Genomic DNA, 25,375 nt, shown 5'->3' with positions numbered 1-25,375 from the left:
GCTTCAGCACGGACACGATTTGTTCCGCTGGAAAATGTTTGCGCTTCATAGTCAAACCCTCCCGCTAAGGAATTATTGACCAAAAACTCGCGCTCTGAAGCGTCTAATTTTTCCAATGCAGATCACACTTGACTGGAAAAGGTCCGTAGCTGGACGAGTGCCGATGACCTGACAATTGAATTTAGGTGAGTTAAAGTCAAACTTTCTCGGAGGACCCAGGGAGCAGGCAATGAGCGGTGATCTGGAGTCTACAGGCCTTCGCTGGCCTAAACATTCAAGCGTGAATCTTCTGTAATGACAAAACTAGACCTTCTTCGCCTTCTCGCCACCTATCCTGATGACCTTGAGCTTCTGGTCGAAAGCCCTTCAGGCGGCTTCGACGAGCCGACACTCTACGTGACAGGGGTGCGGCCGCGACGAGCGGAAGAATTCAAGTGTCCTCGCGATAGCGAGTACGTAGGTTCGCGCGGCGGTGAAAGGTCGATGGGCATGCTCGTGTTCGGCAGCGCGCTCGGGTGTGCGAGCTTGTCGCTCTGATGCCAATGCGGATGAGTGTATTGTCAGATCCATAGGTGCTTCGTCTATCCGGCTCGATTGGCCGGATGGCGGTGCCGCGAAAGGTACAACTTTCGCCATGCGTAATCTGGCGAGCAGGGCTCTTCCGATGCCGGTCTCCCCATCGCAAAGGGTACCGAATCGACGGCATGGTCGGCTGTGCGTTTCCATTGTTGGTCCCATGGATGAGACCGCGGGCATAACCTGGCGCCTCGCAGTACCGCTGCAGGTGTCGCCAGATCCCCTTGGGCTCGGATGGACGAACAGTGCCTTGCATGCCGCGCTAACAGGACCGGCATGGGGCCATGCCATTTGCTAATAATGGCCGCAGGCATCGGACGCCAGCAAAGCCAGCAAACGAACCTGTAGAGAGATTTAGGCGTACACTGAGGAGAGTCATCTACTAGGAGATCCGACATGAATGACCTTGGACCGGAGCATTCCTTCCGTGGCTTGCCTCTCAGTGCCGAACAGGAGTCGGAAATTCAGCACTATATCCGTCAAAGGTTACGGCGCGGACAGGTGCCGGACGATGCCGAATTACGTGCCATGCTGGAGGACATGCTGAATCCTCCGGTTGATGAAAGCCTGGTCGAGCACGCCGACGCTGCTGGGGTGCAATGCGACGCTGAGCGCGCTGCGGGCCTGGTGGACGGTAACGTAGATTCGATTGCTGCCCGCGAAGAACACATTGCAGCCAGCGAGGCACAAGCGATGAAGCGTTCGGCGGGGTGAGCACAAGTTATGCCGACATTGCGCATCCGGGTTGTGGCAGCGCTCTCTGGCCAAGCTGGCGCAATGTGAGGTTTTGTACCTGATGCTCGGGGCGACGACGCGTATCTTAAGGCCTTTCTGAGAATTCGTTAGGTTATTGCGATCTGTGCGCGTATAGTGGGACACAGGTACTTAGCCAATAGGGCGTTTTGCACCAATCTTCCTTTGCACCGAAGAGTACAGAAATGGCCGCTGCATCAAGTGTCGCCTTCATTCGCGCCGCAACTGCAACCGGTCGGCTGATGTCGTATTACTCCGGAATGTAGGACTTGCTCGTCACTACCTCCTTCCCGAAAATATTCCTGACGGCGAGCGGAGGAGTATGCAATGCATCGACGAACACCGTCATGGTTCCGTGGTTGGAAGATCATGCTAAGATGCGCAGAATTCAGGTGCCAGGATGGCACAGTGAGATTTGCGTCAACTGCAATACTCAAATACATGCCACCGCCAACCGATTCCACTAGCTTGCATTGGCCGGACAAGATCAAACAGCATATCGTGTTCCCCGAGGATGCCTTCGGTACCCGGGAAGACGCTGATATGGATGCGGTGGCACATGCGCGCAGACAGATTCTGCGTTTTTGAATGCATTCAAAAAGACCCTGAGCGGAGTAGCACATGGTGAGCACGCATGAAATTGGCGGGCCCCAGCAGATGGACGAAAGTCTTGGGGCGCGCTTTGAAATATCCTTCGATGGAAAACGGTATGCGTTCCGGCAGCACCGCTATGACCATTTTGACGATGCGTTGCGTTATGCCGTCTCGGAGCACTTCAAAGACGGCTTTCTACCTGATGATGCATTCCAGGCGCACTGGGAAGTACCTTATTGTCCATCTGGCCTGGAACAGGAGTTGATGAAGCTGCATGGCGTCGTATATGTCGCTTGCCGCTTTCGCTATGGCGGCTATCGATACGAGAAGCTGTGCGATGCAGTCGCATTTGCTGTTGCACATCCGAATTTGTAGGCTCTTGAAATTGAAGGACGACCCATATGGCGATGCAATTGCAATTGGTGACGGAAGGGCTCTTGGCGTTTACCTGGTGGCAGATGCTACTGGTCGGACTGGTGACAACGCATGCGACCATTGTCTCGGTGACGGTCTATTTGCATCGATGCCAGACTCATCGATCGCTCACCTTGCGGCCGTTGGCTGCGCATTGCTTTCGCTTCTGGCTGTGGTTGACCACAGGTATGGTGACGCGGGAGTGGGTGGCTGTCCATCGATCCCATCACGCACATTGCGAAACCGCCCATGATCCGCATAGTCCTCGGGTGGTCGGCCTGAACGAGGTTTTGTGGCGCGGAACGGAGCTGTACAGAAATGCCATCAAGAACCCTGCGCTGGTCGAGCGCTTTGGCGGTGGCGGGCCGGATGATTGGATGGAGCGGCACTTTTATCGCCGATATTCCTGGCAAGGCGTCGGTTTGCTGCTGGTGATTGAATTGGTCCTATTCGGCGCATGGGGCTTGACTTTGTGGGCTTGCCAGATGATGTGGATTCCTTTCCTGGCCGCCGGCGTGATCAATGGGGTTGGACATTATGCCGGTTATCGCAATTACGACTGCAAGGAGGCGGCCACAAATATTGTGCCGTTTGGCCTATTAATCGGCGGAGAGGAGCTGCATAACAATCACCACACCTTTCCGACATCGGCAAAATTCTCCGTTCGCTGGTTTGAACTGGATATCGGATGGGCATATATCAGCCTATTGCGGCGGCTGCGCCTCGCGTCGGTTCGGCACGCGCGCGAACCATTGAAGCGCCGGGTTGGACAGTTCGCGCCAACATTGGCTACGTTGAGGCAGGTGCTAGGGAACCGGGCCATTTTGATGCGTGAAATGACGATATTGACGTTGGCGGTCTTTCACTCGGAACGTGCGACGTTGGCGCAACAGGTTCCACGTTCAGCGCTAGCGCGGACTAAGCGCCTGTTGCTGCGCGCTCCTTGTCATCTCACTGGCGAGGAGCGAGTCGATCTGGAACAAGTGATGGCCTATAGTGCGGCGCTTCACGAGATGCATGTGGCGCGGCAGGCGCTGGAGAAGTTGTGGCAGCGAACGTCGGCGACGCAAGAGCAGTTACTGACCGGCCTGAAAGGGTGGTGCGTCGACGCTGGGCGCTCTGGACAGCATCCTTTGCGACGCTTTGCATGGCGCTTGGCGAGCTACGGATAGGATTTTAGACCGCACGCGCACGTTGGCGGCTTGGGCGCAATCTGCTCGCTGGCGCTTTCGGAGGACGCTGGTGTCACAATGCGACGCCACGACGCAGACGCGCTGCCACAGACTGTTCTGGCACGGTGTGATTGTTAGCCTACCGTGAATGCCATCTATCGCCTGGCTTCGTACAGGTGAATCAAATCCAATACGTCTTGCAGGTCAACCGGCTTGGTCAGCCGACAGACCATACCGGCGCGAGAGAAAGCTTCATCATTATGTTGTCGATCCCATCCAGACCAGGCCACGATGGGAAGATCGGCAAATCCAGGCAGAGAACGCATCGCGATAGCAGTTTCATAGCCATCCAGGCCGGGCATTACAATATCGAGGAAGACAATATTTGCGGGCCATTCTGCGAGGAGCGTGATGGCGGAGTAGCCGTCGTAAGCCACTCGGCTCTCGACATTGTATAGTCCGAGCAGTTCTGAAAACATATCGACAGCGTCGTGGTTGTCATCGACCAGGAGCACGCGGGATCCAACTTGAGTCATGATGTTAGCCTTGAGTCATTGCGACTTCTACACAACAGGCTAGAGAGTGGGAATGGCTGTTTCTTGGTGGGACCTTGAATCGTACGGCAATTGCGTGTGCACCGGCACACGATTAAATGTTGATTGCGCAGATGACTTTTCGGTGCGGATCTATCGCAATTGTTCTGGGGCGCTGGCCGTGGCAGGAACGCGCCAAATGCGGTATGGTGCAGTACAGTTTGTCTGGCTATCTTATGGAATGTGACTATGCTGGAGAGATGCCCCTCCAATTAGGCCATCATGAAAAACGAACGCCGAATTGACGCCAGCCTTGCCCTAATCGTCGACACGGGCTTTGAGCTGAACTTTAGTAAGGGCTTTCGGATCGCTGGGGAGTATCTCCGGACACATAGCGTTCCACCTCGAGTCGTCGCACGCGTCATCAACTATGGCATGCGGCGCCCATGCGCGGAACCATTGCAGGTAATTGCTGCGTTCTTACCTGCTTCGGGGCGGCAGTCCTTTGCCGCAAAGCGCTGAAGGCGACCACCTGCTGGCTGCTTTATGCGTATTGCAGCGCTTGGTCTGAATTGCGCTCCATCCCGTGCTCACCATCCAAGCGTCGGGGCTGCCACCGCAGCAATACCGCAGATTCCGTCCCATGAATCTTCCTGCATGTTCGATGGCACTGAGCGCGATCTCCTCGAATACGAGCGGCTCGATCTTGCGCCGATAGGGCAAAAAAACGCGCCTCGACCGGCGTACCTTGCTTTGTCTGAATCGTGCGCAGTGCACGACGGGCTTGGCGTACGCCGCGCTGGTGATCCGGCAAGCCGCGCAGCCAGAGCCTGTTGAACAGCATCGATGTGGCGCGCTTGGTTGATCTTGGGATGCGTAAGCCATCACCTTCCGCAAGTGCGAGTGCGTCTGCCTGCGGCATCGTTGCCTGCGGCGGGAGAACATGGCAAGCCCAGATAGGCAATATGTGTAGCGGCACATATTGCCTATTTAGGTTCGCCAGTTATTATGCGCAGTAGAGCTGCACAGCGCCCGCCAGCTTTTGATGCCAATGATTCTGACTCAACATAATTTCTCTGGCCAAGCGCTATGTCACCCAAGACGTGGACACTTACAGCGAGTGTAGCCAGTCGAGCAAGGTCTTGTCCTGTTGCCATGACGGCATGGTAGGAAGCGGAGCGTCGGCAACCTTCTCCAGTGCCCGACGCTTCATCTCCAGGTTCGCTTTCGCGTAAATTTGCGTCGTCTTCACGTCGACATGCCCGAGAAAATCACGGATGATTTCCAGCGAGACACCGCTCTGCAACAGGTTCATGCCCTTCGTGTGACGCAAGCTGTGCGGGCTGACCGGTTGCGTGAAGCCGGGAAGGCCCGGGCGCACCGCATCAACGTGGCTCTGCAAAAGGTAGCGTACGCCCGAACGCGATAGCCGCCCGCCTAGCCTATTCTGGAAGAGCGGTTGATGGCTACGCTCGGGACGATCCAATCCGCACTCACGGATATGATCCCGCAGAAGCCGTGCCGTCGCTTCCATCAGGGGCACAACGCGCGCTTTGCGCCCTTTGCCAAATAACCGGACCTGGGCGGGAGAGGTCAAGCGAACATCCTCGGCATTGAGGTCGATTAGTTCCTGCACTCGGGATCCAGTGTCGTAGAGCACGCTCAATAACACCGCGTCCCTTCGCCCGGCACGCGTCGTCAGATCAGGATGGGCTAGTACCTGCACAAGCTGATCCCTGGACAGATAACCAACTTCATGCTGCTCATGGCGCCGCAAGGGAATAGCCAGAATCTTTTGGCACTGTAGCAGATGCTCCGGCACCTCAGACTGTACATACCGGAAGAATGCGTGCAATGTGGCCAAGCGTTGATTCTGCGTTCGCAACGAACAATGCCGCACTGTTCCGAGATGTTCCAGAAAGGCTTCGATGAATGCAACATCGATATGCGCAAGCAGCAGCCGTTCCGTGGCAATGCCTCGCACATCGCGCGCGAACCGCAGCAGCAAGATGAACACGTCGCGGTAAGCCTTGATCGTGTTGGGGCTCAGGTTGCGTTGCGCCGCCAAGTAGCGCGTCAGGAAGTTCGTCAAGTGGATGGAGAAGTCGGTCGGCTTCATGACCCCCTCCTGTCCGGGATCACATCGCCAAATGTTTCGTTAACACGCACCATGACTTCCGGGAACAACTCGGCCGTCAAATGCAAATACTGCTGGGTGCCTTCAACCGACAAGTGGCCCAGGTAGGTCGCCAGTACCGGCAGCTTGGCTTGCAGGTCCGCGCCTTCACGGTACCAGCGCAACAGGGTGTGCACGGCAAACGTGTGCCGCAGGTCATGGATACGCGGTCCTCGTCCACGACCGCCATGCGAGATTGCGCTGCGATACAGCAATTTGCGAAACAGCCCATAGACACCTTGGATACTCCAACTCTCGCCTTGCGCCGACGGGAAGAAGTACGCATCGTCTTGTCGCGGGCCGATCACGGCGGCGTATTGCCCAAGGCGCTGGACGAGCGGCAGCGCCGGGGGAACCAGGCGATCCTTGCCGAACTTGGCTGCGCGTACCGTCAAGACGCCACGAACGAGGTCAACATCCGCGACGCGCAATTGCAGTACCTCGTTGACGCGAAGGCCGCAGCCATAAAGAAGCCGAAAAACCTCGGGCATGACAAGATGGCGCCATGGCGATGCTTTCGCATCCGGCTTGAGCTGATCAACCGTGGCAAGCAACCGCTCGATTTCGGCATGCGAGAAAATGCGCGGCGCAAAGGAGGATGCCTGCCCACTTTTCACACCACACATCCTGTCCGGTACATCGGCGCTGTGTCCATGCCGACACATGTACAAGGCGAACTGGCGAACCATTGAAATTCTCATTTGCTGGTTTGCAGCGCTCTCGTGACGCTGCTTGGCAAACCATTGCTGGTAGTGTGCTCGCGGCAACTCGCATCGATCCAACCCTTGGCTACATAGGAAGGCATCGAACCGGCTGAGGAATATAGCGCCGTGATGATACTTGTAACCGCACGCCCGCTTCTCTTGAATGAATTGTTCCATCAATGGCGCGAGCGGGCTCCTGCCAGCAAACTGGGCAACCTTATTGGACATGATGCACCTCCTCCGTGTTGAGCGCAGCACTACGCAGCAATTCCACATCAGCCTTGGCGTAAATGAACGTCGTCGCCGATGATGCATGGCCCAGGACAGCCGAAATAACGTGCAATGGCGTCTCTTCGTGCAGTAGCCTGGTTGCCAGCGTGTGGCGCAACGAATGCAACCCCTTGCGCTGTTTGCTTCGGAATTGAATGCCGGCCAGTTCCCGCCACCATTTGACAATGTGGTAAAGATGATTCTTCTCGGAGAAGGGGTCGAAAGGCGGCCTTAAGTGAAGAAACACCTCCCGGTGCGAACTGGATGGACGGGCCGACTTTAGATAGTCAATGAGCGCCGAGCCAATTTCTTCGCTCATCGGCAAAACCAGTGGCGCACCGGTCTTGGCTTGTGTGATCTCGATCGTCGCATCCACCCAGTGGAGATCGTCGAGTCGCAGCGTTCGGATGTCGCCCGACCGCATGCCAAGGCGCGCCGCAAGCAAAAGGATCGCATAGTCTCGCTTGCCTTTGGGCAGGCTGCGATCCACAGCATTAAGGAGCCTTGTAACAAGTTCCTGATCCCACACCGATGGAATCGTGTCATGACGTGTTTTCCTGATCGTGGGCACCGCGAAGCTGAAGTCTCGTGGCAGGACGTCGCGCATGAACAGGAATTGTAGAAACAGCTTGAGACTGCACATGACTTGGGAAACAGTCCGGGCCTTCCAGTGCGATCTGGATTTGATGAAGGCACTGATGTCTTCTGCCTGCATCTGATCGAGGGCTGGTACGTCCCGTGACCGTAGGAAGTCGAGGAACACGGCAATCGCATGCATTCGCTCTTGCAGGCTCGACATACGAAGGTGACGTTGCTCCTTCGCGTACTGTTCATAGTCACGCATCGGCTTTCGCATTGCTGGTGGAATGCGCAGGCCGCTCCTCTCGACAACGAAGCGCATGATGCTTCCCGTGTGCGCATAGTCATCGAGGATTCTGAGGCCGAACACGAGGTGCCGGCGCCATCGCTCGTCGGCCTGGAGGCGCTTCACGTCGCAATGACCGTAGACCTCTTCAAAGTGTATCGCCAGGTTACGCGAGTATCGGTTACCCAGGTTTTGCTTGCGCGCGAATTCGGCCAGATGCCGCCACACCAGGGCGTACCGGTTTACCGTTCTTCTGCAATAGCCCCGCATCAGTAATTCGTGCAGCGCCCCTGTGCAAAGCTGCTCCAGCTCCAGCTCCAGCTCCCGCTCCTGGCTAGCTGGCACTTCGACCTCGGAATTGAGCTGATCCATGATCACCTCCTCGAAAATGGCGGCCCCAATGGCCGCCAGGGAAGATAATCATGAAACTTTTATGTTGAGTTCACTACCGCCAATTTCCGTTCTCACGTAGGGACGGAAGTCGTCTTGCTGCGTTTACTGCGCATAATAGTTGGCTGACCTAAATAGGCATTGCTTATCTTGGGGCGGTTGTGCCCAAGCTGCCGGGCGACTTCCTGACAAGCGGCGCGCATGGTGTCGGGGTCGGAGCACGGGGTGCTGCCCCGGACCGGCGGCTGCAAGTTGGTGATATCGATGTATAAGTCTCCTGCGAACTCGTGACGCAGGCCATGCGGCGTCACACCGAGTGTCTTCTTGGTCAGCCCTGTCGCGCGTACCACGTTGGAAAACAGGTCCAGCGACTGCTTCAGTGACAGGCCAGGTCGGGCCCAGTTCGAGTGCGGACATCGTGCGATAGCCCTGGCACTGACAAGGGCTTCGTGCTGCGCGTCGGTGCGGATCGCAGCGAAGCGCAGGCGTCCCCCCTTGGTGCCCCGCATTATGCGCAAGAAGCTTACGTAGCGATCGATCGCCGCACAACTGGCCGGCAGTGCGTAGTCGGGCACTTCGGAAATATGGGGGCGGCTTAGTCGAAGCCTAACTATGCTGGTGGCAACAAATTTACCGATCAGGTCACCATGGCCATGCACAGTTGGGCCGCGACGTGCGGATCAATCTCCGCCACCGCATGGATTGACGCCTCGACATCAATGCCGTTACCGCTCCATCACTTGTCGTACTGCGCCCGTAGCTTCCGCGCACAAGCTCCGGCTGTGTGGTGCAGCGCTCGGCATCGCGAACCAGACCGGGTTTGCCGATCCAGGGAGCGAAGACGCGCAGGAAGCACAACTTCTGCTGGATACAGGCGGCGCTGTACGGATGGGCCCTGGGCTGCAGTAGGTTGGCCGTATCGCCGAGAGACGCGGCAAGTTCGGGGTCTGCAGTCCAATAGCGCAACAGAGCATCCACGTGTGCTCCGCAAAGGTTCTCTGGCCGGTCGTAAAGTAGAGCGTGAGGACGTTGACTTCCGAGGCGCGGCGCTCGCGATCCGTTTTCCTGACGGCGAGCACAGTGGGCGCGGCATCGCCGGCATCGTCAGCGCCGCTTACGGCGGCAGAAGCGATATGCTTTGGTGTCGCCAGCGGGCATACCCATTCGCACAGAGGTCGCTATGCACGATCAATCTCTCGCCCCAGAACTTAGCATCATGCGGCTGCCCGAGGTTACAGCTGTATGCGGCAAGTCTCGCGCCGCGATTTATAAGGCGATACGCAAAGGGAAGTCCCGAAACAGGTAAAACTTTCGGCGCGCGTCGGGATGGGGGCGCGGTGAAATTGAAGCGTGGATCAAAGCCAGGGTGTCCGCTAGATGAGTCGTCGGCCGCTCCCTGGAGCGGTGCTTAATCATCACCGCGCCGATCATCCTCCGCTTTGGGCCCCGACCTGGCGCGCCGCAGCGCTGCACTCGCGCTCACAGTAGCCTGCCCAATTATCCATCAAGTCACGCCGCTTCTCGAACAGGTCGCTGCGAAAGTAGGCCGCCTCGGTGGCGTTCTTGGTCGTATGCGCCAACGCCGCCTCACAGACCTCGGACGGAAAGGCGGTTTGTTCGGCAGCCCAGTCACGGAATGTGGAACGAAACCCGTGCATCGTATACTCCAAGCCAAGCCGGCGCAGTTGCATCGTAAACGTCATGTCGCTATGTGCTTTTCCTGACGGAGTTTGAAAAACCAAACCATGAGGCTTTGTAACGCCTCTGGCCTGAGTTTTGAGGATCGCGAGGGCCTGCGCGGAGAGCGGAACCCTGTGCTCGACGCCAGCCTTCATGCGCTCTGCGGGGATTGTCCAGCGGCGCCTGCTCAGATCAAATTCCTCCCAGACGGCCATGCGTACCATTCCGGTACGCGCAGCGGTCAGAATCGTGAACTCCATGGCCAGCTTGATGCACGAGGAGGCGCCGCATTCGCGGATTGCGACGAAGGCCTTGCCAACCTGTTCGTACGGGCACGCGAGATAATGCACGGGCTTGCGGACGTCCCTCGTTCGCGGTAGCGCGCGCTCCAGCTGGTCCCACAGGTGCGGAAATTGGTTTGTTCGGAAATCGCGCGCAGCGGACCAGTCAAGGATGACCTTGATGCGCTGGCGGATCCGGGAAGCCGTTTCATGATGGGACAGCCAGATCGGTTCCAGAACGGCCAGGATGTCAGGCTTTCCGATGTGGTTCACGTCCTTGTCGCCCAATATAGGGAAGGCGTGGTTGGCCAGCGAACTGAACCATTGTTGCGCATGCTTGGCGTTGCGCCACCCGTTGCTGTGGGTCGAGTGATATTCTGCGGCACACTCCTGAAATGTCCATACTTTGCGCGGTTTTTCGGCCTCCTGTTGGCGAAGTGCTTCCCGCGCGGATCTCGGTGGGTGATAGGATCGATACCGTCCAACAGCAGTTGGCGGCACTTCGCGGCGTCGTCACGCGCTTGTGTAAGCGTCTTATCCCGCACGCTACCGAGCCCCATTTCCCTGGCACGCCCGCGAAGCATGAAGCGGAAGATCCACCCTTTGGTGCCGCCTTGTGAAATGCGCAAGTAGAGGCCCCCGCCATCGGCGTAATAGCCGGGCTCCTTCTTGGAATTGATCCCCATGACCGTCAAGGTCTGCCTGCTTCTTCTGCCCACAATTCTGCCCACAAATCGATGCGAGCTCTTAGTATATTTTGTGATTCGGCTCGAGACGATCGGTGTACAATCAATTCGATTTTTAATAGAGAAGGCCGACGTTCGGAGTGTTTTGGAGCGGAACGGAGACGACAGGAATGGAGACACCGTCTCCGCCAGAACACTGTCCAGTACGATGAATGGACATCAAAGAAACCGCCGTTCTCCCTGGAGCGGCGGTTTTTTGTTTTATTCTCCACTCATCGCGCACGTGAAAATCAGCGTCTGTCACGGAAGATCCTCCGTCGGACGTTTCGCACGCGCCACAGCGAGCCTTAAAGGCTAGTCGTTGCCTTCCGGGCTGTACTTGTCGGCTTGCACCTTGCCGTTCACGCCGTGGGTGCGCACATCGGGCGTGATGGGCAGCATGCCTTCATTCCAGCTTTCCCACTGGCGCTTGAGTTCCGCCAGCTTTTCCGGATGGCGGCGTGCGAGATTGGCACGCTCGCGCTGATCGTCCGCCACATTGAACAGGAACTCCTGGCCGTTCAGTTTCAAGTACTTCCAGTCACCGGCACGCACGGCGCGCTGCGCATTGGCCTTGTAGCGCCAGAACAGCGTGCGCTCAATCTTTTGTCCCGTGCCGGTCAGTATCGGCAGCAGATTTTGTCCATCCGGCGCGTAGGCGGGATCGGGCGCCGTGCCGGCTGCGGACAGAAGGGTCGGCAGCCAGTCCATGCTGATCGCCACCTGCTCGCTGACCTGCCCGGGCTTGATGCGGCGCGGCCAGCGCACGATGCCCGGCACGCGAATGCCGCCTTCCAGCAGTTCCGTTTTCTGACCGCTGAAAGGCCAGGTGCGGGAGAAGCGTTCGCCACCGTTATCGCTGGTGAAGATAACGATGGTGTTCTCCGTCAGGCCCCGCTGCTCCAGCGCCTGCAGCACGCGGCCGATGGAGGCATCGAGGGCTGTGACCATTTTGGCGTAGGTGCGCAGATTGCCGCCGTCGTAGTGGAAGATATTATTGATCTCCTTCGACACTGCTTCGTCCTGCGGGCCTTCCCACGGCCAGTGCGGCGCGGTGTAATGCAGCGACAGGAAGAAAGGCTGCGCCTTGTCCTGCTTGCGCACGAATTCCGCCGCGCGTTCGCCAAGAAGGTCGGTGTAGTAGCCGACCTGGTGCACCGGCACCTCGCCTTCAAACAGGTCTTCCTTCACATCGGGTCCAACGCCCGGCTTGTGCGTGAAGTAGTCGATCGCCCCGCCGTAATTGCCGAAGAAGCTGTCGTAGCCGCTCTTGAGCGGACCGAAGGTGGGCAGATACCCGAGATGCCACTTGCCGATCAGCGCCGTACGATAGCCCACTTTTTTCAGCAGCGATGGCAGGGTGGGGTGGTCCGGCGGCAGGCCGATGGTGTCGGAAGCGCCGGCGATCGGTTCTTCCAGCCCGCCGCGCAGGCGGTACTGATAGCGCCCCGTGATCAGGCCGAAGCGCGTGGCCGAGCAAACCGCCGAATTGGAATACGCCTGCGTCAGCCGCAGGCCCTGCGCCGCAAGCTTGTCCAGGTTGGGGGTGCGGAAATCGGTCTGACCGTACACGCTCAGATCGCCCCAGCCCAGATCGTCCGCCAGGATGAACAGAATATTGGGCCGGGCATCGGCGGCGGACAGTGCCGCACGCGGCGCCAGGGCAAAGGTGGAAAGTGCGCCAAGGACGGCGCGTCGTAATGGATTCATGCTATCCCCGTTCAGAATTCGTAGCGGCCCGTGACGCCCACGGTACGCGGTGTGCCGATGACGGCGTTATATGAGCCAAAATTGGCGTTCCACAGACTGGTGTAGTACTGGCGGTCGAAGGCGTTCTTCACCCACAGCGACACGTCCCACGCTGCGCTGCGCGTGCCGCGCAGGCCGATGGATGCATTGGTCACGCTGTAAGCCGGAATCTTCGAATAGGCCGATGCATCCAGCGTGCCATAAGTCTCGCCGCGGTAGGCATAGTTGGCGTTGTAGTAAGCCTGCAAGCCGTCGGCGACCGCGTGCTGATATTGCGCGCCAAGGTTACCGATCCAGCGCGGCGCGTTGACCAGTGCATGACGGCCGGACAGGTCGCAGAACGTGGCATTGATCTCCGGCGGGCACGGCGCGTTGGTGTACTTCAGATAGCTGACGTCGTTGAACGAGCCATTCGCGCGCAGCGTCAGGCCGCGTACCGGCGTGGCGATCGCCTCCAGCTCCACGCCGCGGGTACGGACATTGCCCGCGTTGGTGAGGTAGGAGGTACGGCTGACGGGATCATAGGCGTTGCTCTGGTAGCCGTGCACGACGGTGGCAAACAGGTTGCCGTTCAATTGCAGACGGTTGTCCAGCACGGTGCTCTTCACGCCCAGTTCAAAGGCATTGGAGCGCTCGGTACCCACCAGCAGCGAGGCAGCGCCGCCGGCCCCTGGCACCGACAGATTGATGCCGCCGGACTTCTCGCCATGCGACAGGCTGGAATACAGCAGCACATCCTGCGCGGCCTTGTAGCCCACGCTGAGCAGGGCAGTGGGGCTGAACTGGTTAAGCTCGAGCGGACCGGAGTCGTAGACCCCGTAACGCCCACTGCGTGAAGCCAGTGCGGCGCCGGTGACGGCAGCGCCGCCCGTCGGCGCATTGCGCGTGACGCGGGCGGCCTTGTCTTCGTAGCTGGCGCGCAGACCGCCGGTGACGTCGAAGCGGCTGTCGGCATGCCAGGTGGACTGCGCAAACAGGGCGTAGCTGTTCACGCGCAGCGTCGACGGTGCTTCGCTCGAGACATTGGCCCAGGCACCAGCCGGCGTACCGTTGTAGATGTCGGCCAGTGGCCCGTTGACGGTAAAGGAATTATTGGACAGGTCCTGGTAGTAGTAATAGGCCCCGAACACCGATTCCACCGCTTTGCCGGATGGCGTGGCCCAGCGCAGCTCCTGCGAGAACTGCTTATGGTTGGCGGAGGCGCCGGCCGTCAGTGTGACCGGCACATTCAGGCCATCGTCGTTGCGCGGGATGAAGTTCCAGCGCCGCCAGGCCGTGACGGAGGTCAGCTTTGCGTCGTTTGCGAACGTCCAGTTTGCCTCGGCCGATACGCCGCCCTGGTGCACATTGACGCGCGAACCGGTGTCCAGATTGACGGCGCGCTCGTTGGGATCCAGTACCGGCGAAGCGCCCACCAGCCTGGCCTGCGTGAGCACCTTGCCGCTCGGCCCCGCGCTGTAGAAGATCAGCGTGCCGTTGTTGGAGTCTTCCTGGTTATAGTCGGCGATCAGGCGCAGGCTGAAATCGCGGCCGGCCTCATACAGGGCCTGCGCACGCACGCCCTGGCGGTCGCCACCCTGCACCTCGCGGCCGTTATAGCGATTAGTGATGTAACCGTCGTCATTGGTTTTGTAGACCGAGAGGCGCGCGGCGACAGTCTCGCTGACGGCGCCATTCAGGATGGCCTTAGCCTGCTTGTAGCCGAACTGGCCGCCCGACAGCTCAATGCTGCGTTCCGGGCTGAACGTCGGCTTGCGGGTCGAGATATTCAACACGCCGGCCGTGGTGTTCTTGCCGAACAGCGTGCCCTGCGGCCCGCGCAGCAGCTCCAGCTGCTGGATGTCCAGGGCGTCGAAAGCGGCCATGCCGGGACGCGCCAGGTAGACGTTGTCGAGATAGACGCCGACGCTGCCCTCCAGGCCATCGCTGGCGGGATTATTCCCCAGCCCTCGCACGGCAAAGCTCATCTGGCGGGCGTGGACGTAGTTGATGGTGGTGCTGGGCAGCAGCTGCTGCAAGTCCTGCACGCGGTAGGTGCGGCTGCCCTCCAGTAAATCGTCGCCGAGGACCGTCATCGGCGTGGGCACGTTCTGCGAGCTTTCCACGCGGCGGCGCGTGGTCACAAGGACGGTCTGTACTGCGCCCGCGAAAGCGGGATCGCCGGCATCGGGCGCTGCGCCCGGGTCGACGGCATCGGTGGCGCCGGCAGTGGCGGCAGGTGCATCGGCGCTGGCTGCTGATGTGTCGTTGGCAGCGCCTGCGGCACGCGCGTCAGCGGCCAGCACCAGCACTGCCAGGGCAATGGCGGTTTGCTTGAACAAAGTTTTCCCCTACTGTTTTTTTGGCGAAGCAGCGCCTGCCCTGTGGCCGGGCGCTGCGAGATATGCATGGATGTGGGTCGTCTCAGGGTCTGGCGACGAGGTGCTCCGTGGCCGCGTTGTGGGCAGCCACGGGTTTTTCCGAGCGAGGTGTTTCAGGTGGCACCCAGTTGTAAGGTACCGGCAGCGCACGATAGACCCAGTTGGTCAGCACCGGGCCGCCTTCCCCGCCAACGGGCGAGGAACCGAAATAAGGACTGACGTATTCCCACACGATGTCGCCTTGCTGCGTCACCTGGAAGAAGCGTCCGTTCATGCCTTCATCGATCAGCGTATTCCCGTTCGGCAGGCGGCGCGCGCTGCTGATGAAGGCACTATAAAAACTCCACAGCGTCTGTGCCGAGTTGGCGGCCGTGTATTGCCACACAATCTGCTTGCGAACAGGATCGATCTCCAACACCCGCGAATGGGGAAAAATGCCGGGCGAGACGCGCGGATAACCCGCTTCGCCCTGGTTATCGAACACCAGCAGGTTGCCTGCGCCGGGCAAGCCTTCGGCAATCAGGTGGGCGTCATGCGGGCCGATGATCTGGTCCACGGCCCGCGGCACGTGGGCGCCCGCGATGGCAGGGAAATCCGGACCCAGCGTCCATGCCACTTTGCCCGTCTTGCGATCGATGATGGCGATGATGTTGGATTCGCGCGAAGAAATGATGATGTTATTCGGGTGGAAGCGCGCATCGCCTTGCGCATGCCATTTGTTCGCCCCCAGCACTGCCATATTATTGATATGCAGGTAGTCCACAGCCTGCGCACCGTTGCGCGGTTTCGCGGCAAGCACCAGCTTCAGCGACTCCGGCGAGAACCCGAGCTCGTTCAAGTGCTCCGAAGCGACCCATTGCCAGGCGATGCTGCCGGAAGGGGTGACCTCGTAAATCACATCGTCCAGCACTTGCGGCGCGGTGAAGCCCGGCACCGGGTGCACCAGGTTCGCCAGCACCAGCGTATTGCCGTTGGCGAGCCGGCGCCAGTCGTGATGCTGTTTCGCTGCGCCGCCTGGCGCGCCGCCGGTCTGCACCGAGTCCGAAGCGTAAGCGTCGCCGGCAGCACCCCATTGCCAGATCACCTTGCCGCTCCAGTCCAGCTCTCCGATGCTCTTGTTACCGAGCCCATTGCCCGCCTGGGCGCCTTTGGCGTTCGATAGTTGCAGCAGGATGTTGCCGCGTGCGCCGCCGGCTAGCGCGGGATCGACCAGCACCGGCGGGAATCCCTCGTGCGGCCACTGGCGCACTTCGTTCCCGTTCATGTCAATCAGGTGGGTCTTCTTATCCTGCCCGCTGAACAGCACATAGCCGTTCCAGGCGCGTTCAGGGTCGTAGCGCGTGACGCCGGTAGGGAAGACACTGGGCGCTGCCATGGCGCTGCAGGCCATCGCCATCATCATGCAGGCCGCAAGGCTACGGTGCAGTGGTGAGGAAAAGGCTGCTGCAGTGGCGGCGATCATGGTGTGCTCCTGTGTGATGGTTGGAGGTTGCATCTTAGGTGCAAGCTTGTCGCGCCGGGAACGAAGCAATTCAGATAACAATATGTGGCGCGGCAGTATTTGCTAATGCGCTCATCCAACTAGAAGAATTTGAGGAAAGCCAAATGAGCGCACTACCGGCACGCCTGGGCCGCACAGCTGAAATCCGTCATGCAGAAATTGGTTATAAGCAATACTGATAACAAGCATTCATAAAAGAAAGTAGACCGGCTGGGTGGGCTGCAGCATACTGAAACCGTCTCCTCTATCTCCTCCAAGGGAAATAGATTTGCCCGCTCCCTGAGCGGGCTTTTTCTTTATTGGGATTGGACGCGGGGCATTGCCACGAACCTTGGTGGCTGCTCCTGGAATCTAAGCCGAAAACCTATGCATCGGTGGACAAATAATCGCGCCAGCTTCGGTCGCGAAGGCAGACCCGGGAAAGACGCCAGCCTGATTCAGGCGGGGAAACGCACCTGATGGACCATGTGGTCAAGGAAGCGTAAGAAGACCATCGCAGGGAAGAGGCGGAAGCCGTACTCCAGGTGCTCAAATCCTATTTGAAGTAAAGCTGCCTACTGCTGGCCATCGTGGAATTGCTGGACCAGGGTCTGCAACGCCGGGCTGACTGCCGCGGGTGCAGTCACGCCCGCCGGGGGCGCGACCCGTACCGGCTTGCTGTTCGCGTTTGCCGAATGCAGGACATTGGCGCCGGCGCCCGGTCCGGCGTTCCATGCGGGAGCGTCCAGATCCTCAAATACCCGTTTCAGCTGCTGGCCCCAGGTGCTGCGGATCATCTGGAAATACTGGTTGCGCTCGTCGATCGTGACGAAACGGGTAACGGCCAGCTTGCCGGCTTCGTACACCAGGAGGTCCAGCGGTAATCCAACCGAGACGTTCGAACGCAGTGTGGAGTCCATGGAAATCAGCGCGCACTTGGCGGCATCATCAAGGGTGGTGGATGGCGTCACTACCCGATCGATGATGGGCTTGCCGTACTTGGCTTCGCCGATCTGGAAATAGGTATTCTCATCGTGCGACTCGATGAAATTGCCTGCCGAGTAAATCTGGAACAGGCGGCAGCGCTCGCCCTTGATCTGACCGCCGAAGATGATGTTGACGTTGAATTCGATGCCGAATTCCGACAGGGCCTTGGCATCGCGGTCATGTACTTGCCGCACTGCCTGGCCGAGTATGCGCGCCGCCTCGTACATCGTAGGCGCATTCCAGATGCTATGTCCTTCCTCCGACTGCAATTCGGTCACCAGTTGGCGGATCGACTGCGAGATCGACAAATTCCCTGCCGTCATCATCACCATCATGCGGTCGCCGGGCAGTTCAAATACGCTCATCTTGCGGAAAGTGCCGACCTGGTCCACGCCGGCGTTGGTTCGCGAATCGGACAGAAAGACCAGTCCGGCATCCAGGCGCATGCCCACACAATATGTCATCGCATCAAATTCTAAAAAGGGGATGGGCCATTCTACACCCGCTCATTGCGGGATAATCTGGACGTTGACGCTCAGCGATTCGGTGCCGCCGCCGCGCCGCACCCCGCGTACGGGCGCGGCGCCGTCGTAGTCGCGGCCAATCGCCAGACGGCAGTAGGCATCGGTCATCAGGCGCGCATGGGTGACATCGATGCTGACCCATCCACTGTAGTCCCGGTCCTCCGCCCAGGCATCGACCCAGGCGTGGCTGGCGGCATGATCGCTGTTTTCCGGGTCGATGTAGCCTGAGACATAGCGCGCCGGGATGCCATGCGCATGGCAGCAGGCCAGGAACAGATGAGCATGGTCCTGGCACACACCCTGGCCGAGGGCCAGGGCATCGCTGGCGGTTGAGTCGACGGCCGTTGCACCGCTTTGGTACGAGACTGCACCAAAGATGTGCTCCGCCAGAGCCATCAAATGGTGCGTACTTGCTTTGCCGTCCGGCAGGCAGGCTGCCGCCAGTTCCAGGATGGCGGGCGTGGCTGCCGTCAGCCGTGTCGGCACCGTGAAGATCAGGGGAGACAGGGTGTCGCCGTTCACTACGCGGCCGCGATCGGGCACCGTGGTTTCGACCGCGCCATAGGCGACAATGGACAGGTCCTTGTGCGCGCTATCCAGCGTCATCATGTGCGACAGGTTGCCGAAGGCGTCGGTGTACGCATGCACGTGGCCGGGCAGGGCAATTTGCCAGGACAGCACGTGCTGCTGCGGCTCGACGCGCGGCGTCAGGTGCAGCTGCTGGATGGTATAGGCCAGCGGCGAGCTGTAGGTGTAGCGGGTTTCGTGGCGTATCGTTAATCGCATGGTAGGGTCTTCCGCTTACGCCGCCAAGGGCACCAGGAAATCACGGCTGACGCGGTTGCCCAGTTCATAGATATCAGCCAGGAAGCGGGTCAAGGTATCGTGCAGGCCAGCAGCCAGGATGTCTTCGATTTTGCCGAACTGCAGCTCCGCGCGCAGCCTGCCTGCGAAGCGTTCGGTATCGGCCGAGACGTCGTTGCGCACTTCGTGCAGGTTTTGCACCACCTCGTCCATACAGGCCAGCAGCGATCGCGGCATGTCTGCTCTCAGCATCAGGAGTTCGGCAATGCGCGCGGGCGTGATGACATCGCGGTAGACCTTACGGTAGATTTCGAAGCCCGAAACGGACCGCAGCAGTGCACCCCAATAGTAGAAATCGCGCTGGCTCATGCCTTCGGCGCCACTGTGTTCGGTCGCGCCGCCATGGTATTTGACGTCCAGGATGCGCGCCGTGTTGTCGGCCCGCTCCAGGAAGGTGCCAAGGCGGATGAATTGCACCGCTTCGTCGCGCAGCATGGTGCCCAGCGTGACGCCCCGCGATAAATGCGAGCGGTACTTCACCCACTCGAAAAACTTGCTGGGATCGCTTTCCAGAAAATCGCTGTCCAGGCGCTTCTGCATATCCAGCCAGGTCTGGTTCTGGATTTCCCAGACTTCGGTGGTCAGCGTGCCGCGCACCGCCCGCGCATTTTCGCGTGCCTGGGTCAGGCAGGCCACGATGGACGAAGGGTTGTCCGGGTCGCGCACCATGAAGTCGATGACCTCGCGCGCTTCCAGCGACTGGTACTTCTGATTGAAGCCGTACTGCAATTCCGAGATGCCCAGCAAGGCCCGCCAGCCCTGGGCGGTTTCTTCGTCGGATTGCGGCAGCATCGAAGTCTGCACGTTCACATCCAGCATGCGTGCGGTATTTTCGGCGCGCTCGGTGTAGCGGGCCATCCAGAACAAATGATCGGCGGTACGGCTCAGCATGATGTCTCCTTATCGCTCCAATACCCAGGTATCCTTGGTGCCCCCGCCTTGCGAGGAGTTGACCACCAGCGACCCTTCCTGCAGCGCTACGCGGGTCAGGCCTCCCGGCACCATGGAGATTGTTTTTCCGGACAAGACGAATGGCCGCAGATCGATATGGCGCGGCGCGATACCGCTTTGCACATAAGTGGGGCAGGCGGAAAGAGCCAGCGTTGGCTGCGCGATATAGCCGTCCGGCCGGGCCAGCAGGCGCCGGCGGAAGTCCTCGATCTGCGCCCTGGTCGAGGCTGGACCGACCAGCATGCCGTAGCCGCCTGCGCCATGGACTTCCTTGACCACCAGTTCCGGCAAGTGCGCCAGCGTGTAGGCCAGGTCTTCCTTGCGTCGGCACTGGTAGGTCGGCACATTGTTCAGAACCGGTTCCTCGGAGAGGTAGAAGCGGATCATGTCCGGCACGAAGGGGTAAATTGACTTGTCATCGGCCACGCCGGTGCCGATGGCATTGGCCAGGGTCACCCTGCCGGCGCGGTACACCGACAGCAGGCCCGGCACGCCCAGCGAGGAATCAGCGCGGAAGGCCAGCGGATCGAGGAAGTCATCATCCAGCCGGCGGTAGATGACATCCACGCGCCGTGGCCCGCGCGTGGTGCGCATGAATACCGTGTTGTCGTTGACGAACAGGTCCTTGCCCTCGACCAGTTCAACGCCCATTTGCTGCGCCAGGAAGGCATGCTCGAAGTAGGCGGAGTTGTACATCCCCGGGGTCATCACCACGACGGTGGGATCATTCACTCCCATGGGAGCGACGGAGCGCAGATTATCCAGCAGCAGGTCAGGGTAGTGATCCACCGGCGCGATCTTGTTGCGGGCAAACAGTTCGGGGAACAGCCGCATCATCATCTTGCGGTCTTCCAGCATGTAGGACACGCCGGAAGGTACGCGCAGATTATCCTCCAGCACGTAGAACTCGCCCTGGCCGGCACGCACGATATCGACACCGGCGATGTGCGCGTAGATATTGGACGCGACATTGATGCCTTGCATTTCCGGCCGATACTGTGCGTTCCGGTAGATCTGCTCGGCCGGAATGACGCCCGCTTTGACAATGTTCTGATCGTGGTAAATGTCGTGGATGAACATGTTCAGCGCCTGCACGCGCTGTGCCAGCCCGGTCTGGAGCTGCCTCCATTCGACAGCCGGGATGATGCGCGGGATAGTATCGAAAGGAATCAGGCGTTCGGTTCCTGCTTCGTCCCCGTAGACTGCGAAGGTGATGCCAACCCGGCGAAAGGTCAGATCGGCTTCCGCCTGCTTGCGTTCGATGATTTCGGCTGACTGGCGCTGCAGCCAGCCGCAAAACTCGCGGTAATGTTCGCGTATTTTTGTGCTGGCAGTGTGCGTCAACCCGTCAGCGGTCATTTCATTGAAGAAGTTCGTCATGTCGGACACTCCCAATTGAGGACACTTAGCTTCCTATCAAGAAGTGTGCCAGCGGAAATGCACTATTTAAGTACACGAGCGTCACTGGCTGGGACGCTGATTAAATGCGCCGCCGAGGTTGGCTTGCTTTGCTGCACGTCATTTCATCAGTAAGGATTTTTGCCGTTAAATCAGTCATTTACGGTTATGACCTGGTCGTTGTTAACAGGCTTGTCCACAAAAGCTGTGCGCAACTCCTTACGTCGCGGGCTGCGCCGGGCCGCTTTCAGCCGCGCTGTTGGTTTTGAAGGGAAAATAACCCATCGATGTAGATGTCCAGATGGCGATGGGCGAGCGTGCGTTCCTCGCTCGCTGCCAGGCCAATTGCGAGTGGTCGCGCAAAGCGGATCATGGCAAAGACAATGTCGTGCTCCGAGAGATCAGCGCGGCTTCGACGCGGCGTTCCAGCGCGTAGCGGGCAGTAGCGTGCAGGAGAGACTACTTATCCGGGAAGTGGCGGTATAAGGTCCCGATACCCACTCCAGCGCGTTCCGCAATGGCATCGCGTGGCGGAGCGCCCAGCACTTCACTGCCTATCGCCAATGGCCTGCCGGTGGAATAGCAGCGCCCGATCCCGCTGGGCGAATTTGGCGAACCTGGCTCGTTAGCGGGGTAGCCATCCTGCCGCGATCGGCCATGCCAGCAGCATGCGGTAGCAACGTTCCGCGAGTTGCGTGCACCGGGATGCCATCCTGTTCCAAGGAGGCGTCAGAACGCCATAGCAGGCGGAGACCACGATGACGGCGCCCACCATATCCAGAGGGAAGTGCACTCCCAGGAACACCCGGGCCCAGGCCACACCAAGACCGCAAAGCAGCACGGCCAGTCCGAGACCAAAGGCGCCGTCCAGAAGCAGGGGAATGCCGACGCTCGCGAAGACCGTCATGTGATCGCTTGGAAAGGACGAATCGGCAATATGGGTGGTCCAGGCGTTCCCGAGGTGAAGCATGAATGGCCTTGGATGCATCCAGAGCAAGCCGATGATTTGGTTGATGGCGAGGCTAACGCAAGCGACCAATAACGCCTTCAATGCCAGCGCGCGATGCCGTTGCTGCCCAGTCATCCACATGCCAATCAGCAGTAGCGGAACGAGATAGATCAGGGCGTCGGCAAGCACGGCTGCGACGTCGATCAGCCACGCAGCGGTGTACGGGCCGCCGTTGATCTTCAGGAAGAGGGCGCGATTTAGGGATTCGAGTTCGTTCATTGCTGGCTTGCCAGGCTGCGGTTGGGGCGGGGCCACGCTAAATCCCGCGTCGATGGAACGAAATTCTAGGGGCGGGGTCGTTAAAGGAACGTTAATTCAAGGCAAGCGTCATCTAGGCAATTCCCGTCACTTTCACCGCAATTCCAAGCATCGCGATGACCAGCGTGATTGTCGTCCCGATTTGCCATCGTACGACCTTCGCGAGCTCCTTGCGCAGCTCATCAAAGCCACGATCGGTATGCTCGCGTAGCTCAGCCAGCCCTTGATCCGTGTGCTCGCGTAGCTCTGCCAGTCCTTGATCGGTGTGCTCGCGTAGTTCGGCCAGTCCTTGATCGGTGTGCTCACGCAGCTCGGCCAGCCCCTGGTCGATGCGTTCGCGCAGCCGGATGATCTCTTGCTTGATGCGATCCAGTTGTTCGTGATGCGATTCCACCTCTGCCTCGACGTTCGCAATGCGTTCCTTCAGGTCCATATGCCCTCCGCACAGATTTCTCAACTGTGAAGCATGAGCGGACGGGACATATTGAGCTTGGACAGAAACCTTGGGGAAAAGTTCCGTCGCATTGCTTTGATAGAAGCGGGCATAATCTGCCCAAGATCACTGCAAGAGCACTTTACGCATCCTTCGACATGGCACCTCTCCCCACCATCATCACTGAACGGACCCTTCTGACGGTTCTGCAGCCGGAGCAAAGTATGCTGCTGCACCGCTATGTTAACGAGAACCGGGATCATCTTGCCGAATGGGAGCCACAGCGAGATGAAGCCTTCTTCGGTGAGGAGGCGGCGCTGGAGCGGGTGAAAGCCTCGCTGACCAGCTTTGAATCAGGCGCCGCGGTGCAGATGGCTGCACTGGATCGTGCAAGCGGAAAAATGGTCGCCGTGTGCAATTTCAACAACATTGTCCGCGGCGCGTTTCAGGCTTGCCACCTCGGCTATTCGGTGGATGCGGCGTGGCAGGGAAAGGGCCTGATGCACGAAGTGGCGACGGCAGGAATTGGCTATATGTTCAACGAGGTCGGTCTTCACCGCGTCATGGCCAATCATCTGCTCAACAATACGCGCAGCGAACGCCTGCTGGCCCGGCTTGGCTTCGAACGCGAAGGCATTGCACGCTCCTACTTGTGCATTGCCGGCAGATGGCAGGATTTTGTGCTGACTTCACTGATCAATTCGCGTGACTGACAGGGCTGGCCTGGCGGCACGTCATTACGGCCGCCAGCCTGATTGAGTCTCAGAAGGCAAACGCTCCATCGTCGGAGACTTGCGCGTGAGTCATGCGGAAAGTATCAAGCTCCGCAAGCACTTCAGCCCGAGTCTTGTTCGTTTGGGTAAGCAGTGGGCCAGGATAGGCTTCGCCCGAATAAATTTCGCCGCGGCGTTGTGCGTCGTGCAGTTCCTGAATCACTTCAGCGCGGGTTTTGGTGGAGACGAAGCCGGTATAGCCCATATATCCTTCGCCGCTGTTCACACCCTGATCTGGCGCGGAGACGACGACTTGCGACATGGTCTTGTCGACGGTTGCGGCCATGCTGGCGAAGGAGGTTGCGGCCAGAACTGCAGCGATAACAAATTTGGAAGCGTTCATGATGTTTCTCCTGTTTGGTTGGATGATGAGTCCAGTGTAGGAGGCAGGCACAAACGGCAGCATGACAGCGGCATTACAAAGTTCTGACAAGCTCCGATTGCGGCCCAGGCATCATGCCGACGACAAAGTCGATGAACGCTCTGACCTTGGCCGGAACGTGATTACGGCTGGGGTAATAGACGTAAAGCGGGAATGTTTCGTCTGGCCAGTCCGTTAAAACCGGCACCAGCGCGCCCGAGCGCAGGTGGGCTTCGACGCCGAGATCGATTAGCTGGGCTATCCCGTAGCCCGCAAGACAGGCGCCGATCTTGGTGCCGGCATCCGTGACTGTCAGGTTGCCGCGAACGGCAACCTTTATCTTCTCATCACCACGCCAGAACTCCCATTCGAAGGGCTTGCCGGTGGCAGGATCGATGGCCAGGATGCATTCATGGCCGTGGTCGATCAGGTCCTGGGGAGACTTCGGTCGGCCACGCTGCTCCAAGTAGGACGGCGCGGCCACAGTCAGGACGCGCGGACTGTATAGCCTGCGGCAGACCAGAGTGGAAATGGATGGCGGTCCAAACCGGATGGCGAGATCGAAACCGTCGCTTACCAGATCAGAGAGATCGTTCCTGGTTTCCAGCTTTACTTGAAGCGCTGGGTGAACCTTCATGAACTGCGCCAGTTCCGGTGCTAACACAATGCGTGAGAACGCGGCATCACACGCCACCCGAAGTGTGCCGCTGACGACCGAGGTTTGGCCCGCCGCGCCGGCAGTCGCCTCTTCAATCCCCTGCAGTAGCGGCAGCACTCGCTGTATCAGCTCGTGTCCGGCATCCGTCACTTCAACGTGGCGGCTGGTTCGATGCACGAGCTTTGAACGCAGGCGATCCTCCAGGCGCTGGATCGCGCGGCTCACCGCAGGCTGGGTCTTGCCCAGCCGCGACGCTGCGCGGCCAAAGCTCCCGGCTTCCGCCACGGCTGCAAGGACAAGCAAACCACCGATAAGTCCTCCATCGAGTTCTTCCATGATCTATGTGTTCCGGTAATGGCAGCGATAAGCGATTCGCAGTATCCGAGGGCGAAAGGGGCGTTCATTATACGAGCCGTTCAACCGCTATTGAGGAGAAT

The 25,375-nt window shown here is 59.3% G+C and carries 22 protein-coding genes and 1 pseudogene; 4 read left to right on the top strand and 19 right to left on the bottom strand.

Going from position 1 to position 25,375, the window contains the following annotated elements:
- Positions 1-972 precede the first annotated feature (972 nt).
- The 3 genes from AB4Z19_RS29035 to AB4Z19_RS29025 all read left to right on the top strand — a co-directional run bounded on the left by AB4Z19_RS29035 (position 973) and on the right by AB4Z19_RS29025 (position 3,509).
- The gene (locus tag AB4Z19_RS29035) at positions 973-1,290 is read left to right on the top strand and encodes a hypothetical protein (protein ID WP_442023450.1); all 318 of its coding nucleotides are present in this window, start codon (positions 973-975) and stop codon (positions 1,288-1,290) included.
- 660 nt (positions 1,291-1,950) lie between these two features.
- Positions 1,951-2,298, top strand: coding sequence for a hypothetical protein (locus tag AB4Z19_RS29030; RefSeq protein ID WP_442023448.1), 348 nt, complete (start codon positions 1,951-1,953; stop codon positions 2,296-2,298).
- A gap of 26 nt (positions 2,299-2,324) precedes the next feature.
- A complete protein-coding gene (locus AB4Z19_RS29025) occupies positions 2,325-3,509 on the top strand; it encodes a DesA family fatty acid desaturase (protein WP_442023446.1) in 1,185 nt (394 codons plus the stop codon).
- Between the two features lie 155 nt (positions 3,510-3,664).
- Here the strand turns inward: AB4Z19_RS29025 and AB4Z19_RS29020 are convergent, their stop codons facing one another.
- From AB4Z19_RS29020 to AB4Z19_RS28940, 17 genes and pseudogenes are all read right to left on the bottom strand, one after another.
- Positions 3,665-4,045, bottom strand: coding sequence for a response regulator (locus AB4Z19_RS29020; protein ID WP_442023444.1), 381 nt, complete (start codon positions 4,043-4,045; stop codon positions 3,665-3,667).
- Between the two features lie 1,108 nt (positions 4,046-5,153).
- The gene (locus tag AB4Z19_RS29015) at positions 5,154-6,161 is read right to left on the bottom strand and encodes a tyrosine-type recombinase/integrase (RefSeq protein WP_442036951.1); all 1,008 of its coding nucleotides are present in this window, start codon (positions 6,159-6,161) and stop codon (positions 5,154-5,156) included.
- On the bottom strand, positions 6,158-7,150 hold the full coding sequence (locus AB4Z19_RS29010) for a tyrosine-type recombinase/integrase (RefSeq protein ID WP_442023441.1): 993 nt from the start codon (positions 7,148-7,150) through the stop codon (positions 6,158-6,160). Before AB4Z19_RS29010 ends, AB4Z19_RS29015 begins: the two co-directional genes overlap by 4 nt.
- A complete protein-coding gene (locus tag AB4Z19_RS29005) occupies positions 7,140-8,429 on the bottom strand; it encodes a tyrosine-type recombinase/integrase (protein WP_442023439.1) in 1,290 nt (429 codons plus the stop codon). The genes AB4Z19_RS29010 and AB4Z19_RS29005 overlap by 11 nt, the downstream gene beginning before the upstream one ends.
- Before the next feature lie 92 nt (positions 8,430-8,521).
- Entirely contained in the window at positions 8,522-9,022 is a 501-nt protein-coding gene (locus AB4Z19_RS29000) for an integrase domain-containing protein (protein WP_442036955.1), read from the bottom strand.
- Positions 9,023-9,874: 852 nt separating this feature from the next.
- Complete coding sequence (locus AB4Z19_RS28995) at positions 9,875-10,909, bottom strand: tyrosine-type recombinase/integrase (protein ID WP_442036949.1); 1,035 nt, start codon at positions 10,907-10,909, stop codon at positions 9,875-9,877.
- 14 nt (positions 10,910-10,923) lie between these two features.
- Positions 10,924-11,094: pseudogene (locus AB4Z19_RS28990) on the bottom strand (Arm DNA-binding domain-containing protein); the annotation flags it as partial.
- 354 nt (positions 11,095-11,448) lie between these two features.
- Positions 11,449-12,843 (bottom strand): sulfatase family protein, encoded by a 1,395-nt coding sequence (locus tag AB4Z19_RS28985; protein WP_442023435.1) that lies wholly within the window; start codon positions 12,841-12,843, stop codon positions 11,449-11,451.
- Between the two features lie 11 nt (positions 12,844-12,854).
- Positions 12,855-15,203 (bottom strand): TonB-dependent receptor, encoded by a 2,349-nt coding sequence (locus AB4Z19_RS28980; protein WP_442036947.1) that lies wholly within the window; start codon positions 15,201-15,203, stop codon positions 12,855-12,857.
- Positions 15,204-15,285: 82 nt separating this feature from the next.
- Complete coding sequence (locus AB4Z19_RS28975) at positions 15,286-16,704, bottom strand: arylsulfotransferase family protein (protein WP_442036945.1); 1,419 nt, start codon at positions 16,702-16,704, stop codon at positions 15,286-15,288.
- A gap of 593 nt (positions 16,705-17,297) precedes the next feature.
- Positions 17,298-18,173 carry a peptidase gene (locus AB4Z19_RS28970; RefSeq protein WP_442036943.1) on the bottom strand — a complete coding sequence of 292 codons (876 nt, stop codon included), beginning with the start codon at positions 18,171-18,173 and terminating at the stop codon, positions 17,298-17,300.
- 42 nt (positions 18,174-18,215) lie between these two features.
- The gene (locus AB4Z19_RS28965; protein WP_442026002.1) at positions 18,216-19,019 is read right to left on the bottom strand and encodes a transglutaminase family protein; all 804 of its coding nucleotides are present in this window, start codon (positions 19,017-19,019) and stop codon (positions 18,216-18,218) included.
- Between the two features lie 15 nt (positions 19,020-19,034).
- Complete coding sequence (locus AB4Z19_RS28960; RefSeq protein WP_442026003.1) at positions 19,035-19,988, bottom strand: alpha-E domain-containing protein; 954 nt, start codon at positions 19,986-19,988, stop codon at positions 19,035-19,037.
- Positions 19,989-19,997: 9 nt separating this feature from the next.
- Complete coding sequence (locus AB4Z19_RS28955; RefSeq protein ID WP_442026004.1) at positions 19,998-21,428, bottom strand: circularly permuted type 2 ATP-grasp protein; 1,431 nt, start codon at positions 21,426-21,428, stop codon at positions 19,998-20,000.
- A 477-nt stretch (positions 21,429-21,905) separates the two neighbouring features.
- A complete protein-coding gene (locus AB4Z19_RS28950; RefSeq protein ID WP_442026012.1) occupies positions 21,906-21,992 on the bottom strand; it encodes a helix-turn-helix domain-containing protein in 87 nt (28 codons plus the stop codon).
- 79 nt (positions 21,993-22,071) lie between these two features.
- Positions 22,072-22,674: a phosphatase PAP2 family protein gene (locus AB4Z19_RS28945; protein ID WP_442026005.1), complete on the bottom strand. Its 603-nt coding sequence runs from the start codon at positions 22,672-22,674 to the stop codon at positions 22,072-22,074.
- A gap of 112 nt (positions 22,675-22,786) precedes the next feature.
- Complete coding sequence (locus AB4Z19_RS28940; RefSeq protein WP_442026006.1) at positions 22,787-23,146, bottom strand: hypothetical protein; 360 nt, start codon at positions 23,144-23,146, stop codon at positions 22,787-22,789.
- A gap of 224 nt (positions 23,147-23,370) precedes the next feature.
- On the opposite strand from AB4Z19_RS28940, the gene AB4Z19_RS28935 reads away from it, so the two are divergent.
- Positions 23,371-23,859, top strand: a complete 489-nt coding sequence (locus AB4Z19_RS28935; RefSeq protein WP_442036941.1) for a GNAT family N-acetyltransferase — start codon at positions 23,371-23,373, stop codon at positions 23,857-23,859.
- Positions 23,860-23,908: 49 nt separating this feature from the next.
- Here the strand turns inward: AB4Z19_RS28935 and AB4Z19_RS28930 are convergent, their stop codons facing one another.
- Together AB4Z19_RS28930 and AB4Z19_RS28925 are read right to left on the bottom strand one after the other, a co-directional pair.
- On the bottom strand, positions 23,909-24,262 hold the full coding sequence (locus AB4Z19_RS28930; RefSeq protein ID WP_442026008.1) for a DUF4148 domain-containing protein: 354 nt from the start codon (positions 24,260-24,262) through the stop codon (positions 23,909-23,911).
- 73 nt (positions 24,263-24,335) lie between these two features.
- Entirely contained in the window at positions 24,336-25,274 is a 939-nt protein-coding gene (locus tag AB4Z19_RS28925) for a LysR family transcriptional regulator (RefSeq protein WP_442026009.1), read from the bottom strand.
- Positions 25,275-25,375: the final 101 nt, after the last annotated feature.

It is taken from the genome of Pseudoduganella sp. RAF19 (assembly GCF_052114165.1).
Taxonomy (GTDB): Bacteria; Pseudomonadota; Gammaproteobacteria; order Burkholderiales; family Burkholderiaceae_D; genus Rugamonas.
The sequence above is the reverse complement of the archived record's forward strand: the minus strand, read 5'-3'. Positions and strand labels throughout refer to the sequence as shown.

Coding starts and splice junctions, on each gene's coding strand:
- AB4Z19_RS29035 (WP_442023450.1), top strand. CDS start 973: ATGAATGACCTTGGACCGGAGCATTCCTTCCGTGGCTTGCCTCTCAGT.
- AB4Z19_RS29030 (WP_442023448.1), top strand. CDS start 1,951: ATGGTGAGCACGCATGAAATTGGCGGGCCCCAGCAGATGGACGAAAGT.
- AB4Z19_RS29025 (WP_442023446.1), top strand. CDS start 2,325: ATGGCGATGCAATTGCAATTGGTGACGGAAGGGCTCTTGGCGTTTACC.
- AB4Z19_RS29020 (WP_442023444.1), bottom strand. CDS start 4,045: ATGACTCAAGTTGGATCCCGCGTGCTCCTGGTCGATGACAACCACGAC.
- AB4Z19_RS29015 (WP_442036951.1), bottom strand. CDS start 6,161: ATGAAGCCGACCGACTTCTCCATCCACTTGACGAACTTCCTGACGCGC.
- AB4Z19_RS29010 (WP_442023441.1), bottom strand. CDS start 7,150: ATGTCCAATAAGGTTGCCCAGTTTGCTGGCAGGAGCCCGCTCGCGCCA.
- AB4Z19_RS29005 (WP_442023439.1), bottom strand. CDS start 8,429: ATGGATCAGCTCAATTCCGAGGTCGAAGTGCCAGCTAGCCAGGAGCGG.
- AB4Z19_RS28985 (WP_442023435.1), bottom strand. CDS start 12,843: ATGAATCCATTACGACGCGCCGTCCTTGGCGCACTTTCCACCTTTGCC.
- AB4Z19_RS28975 (WP_442036945.1), bottom strand. CDS start 16,704: ATGATCGCCGCCACTGCAGCAGCCTTTTCCTCACCACTGCACCGTAGC.
- AB4Z19_RS28970 (WP_442036943.1), bottom strand. CDS start 18,173: ATGACATATTGTGTGGGCATGCGCCTGGATGCCGGACTGGTCTTTCTG.
- AB4Z19_RS28965 (WP_442026002.1), bottom strand. CDS start 19,019: ATGCGATTAACGATACGCCACGAAACCCGCTACACCTACAGCTCGCCG.
- AB4Z19_RS28960 (WP_442026003.1), bottom strand. CDS start 19,988: ATGCTGAGCCGTACCGCCGATCATTTGTTCTGGATGGCCCGCTACACC.
- AB4Z19_RS28955 (WP_442026004.1), bottom strand. CDS start 21,428: ATGACGAACTTCTTCAATGAAATGACCGCTGACGGGTTGACGCACACT.
- AB4Z19_RS28945 (WP_442026005.1), bottom strand. CDS start 22,674: ATGAACGAACTCGAATCCCTAAATCGCGCCCTCTTCCTGAAGATCAAC.
- AB4Z19_RS28940 (WP_442026006.1), bottom strand. CDS start 23,146: ATGGACCTGAAGGAACGCATTGCGAACGTCGAGGCAGAGGTGGAATCG.
- AB4Z19_RS28935 (WP_442036941.1), top strand. CDS start 23,371: ATGCTGCTGCACCGCTATGTTAACGAGAACCGGGATCATCTTGCCGAA.
- AB4Z19_RS28930 (WP_442026008.1), bottom strand. CDS start 24,262: ATGAACGCTTCCAAATTTGTTATCGCTGCAGTTCTGGCCGCAACCTCC.
- AB4Z19_RS28925 (WP_442026009.1), bottom strand. CDS start 25,274: ATGGAAGAACTCGATGGAGGACTTATCGGTGGTTTGCTTGTCCTTGCA.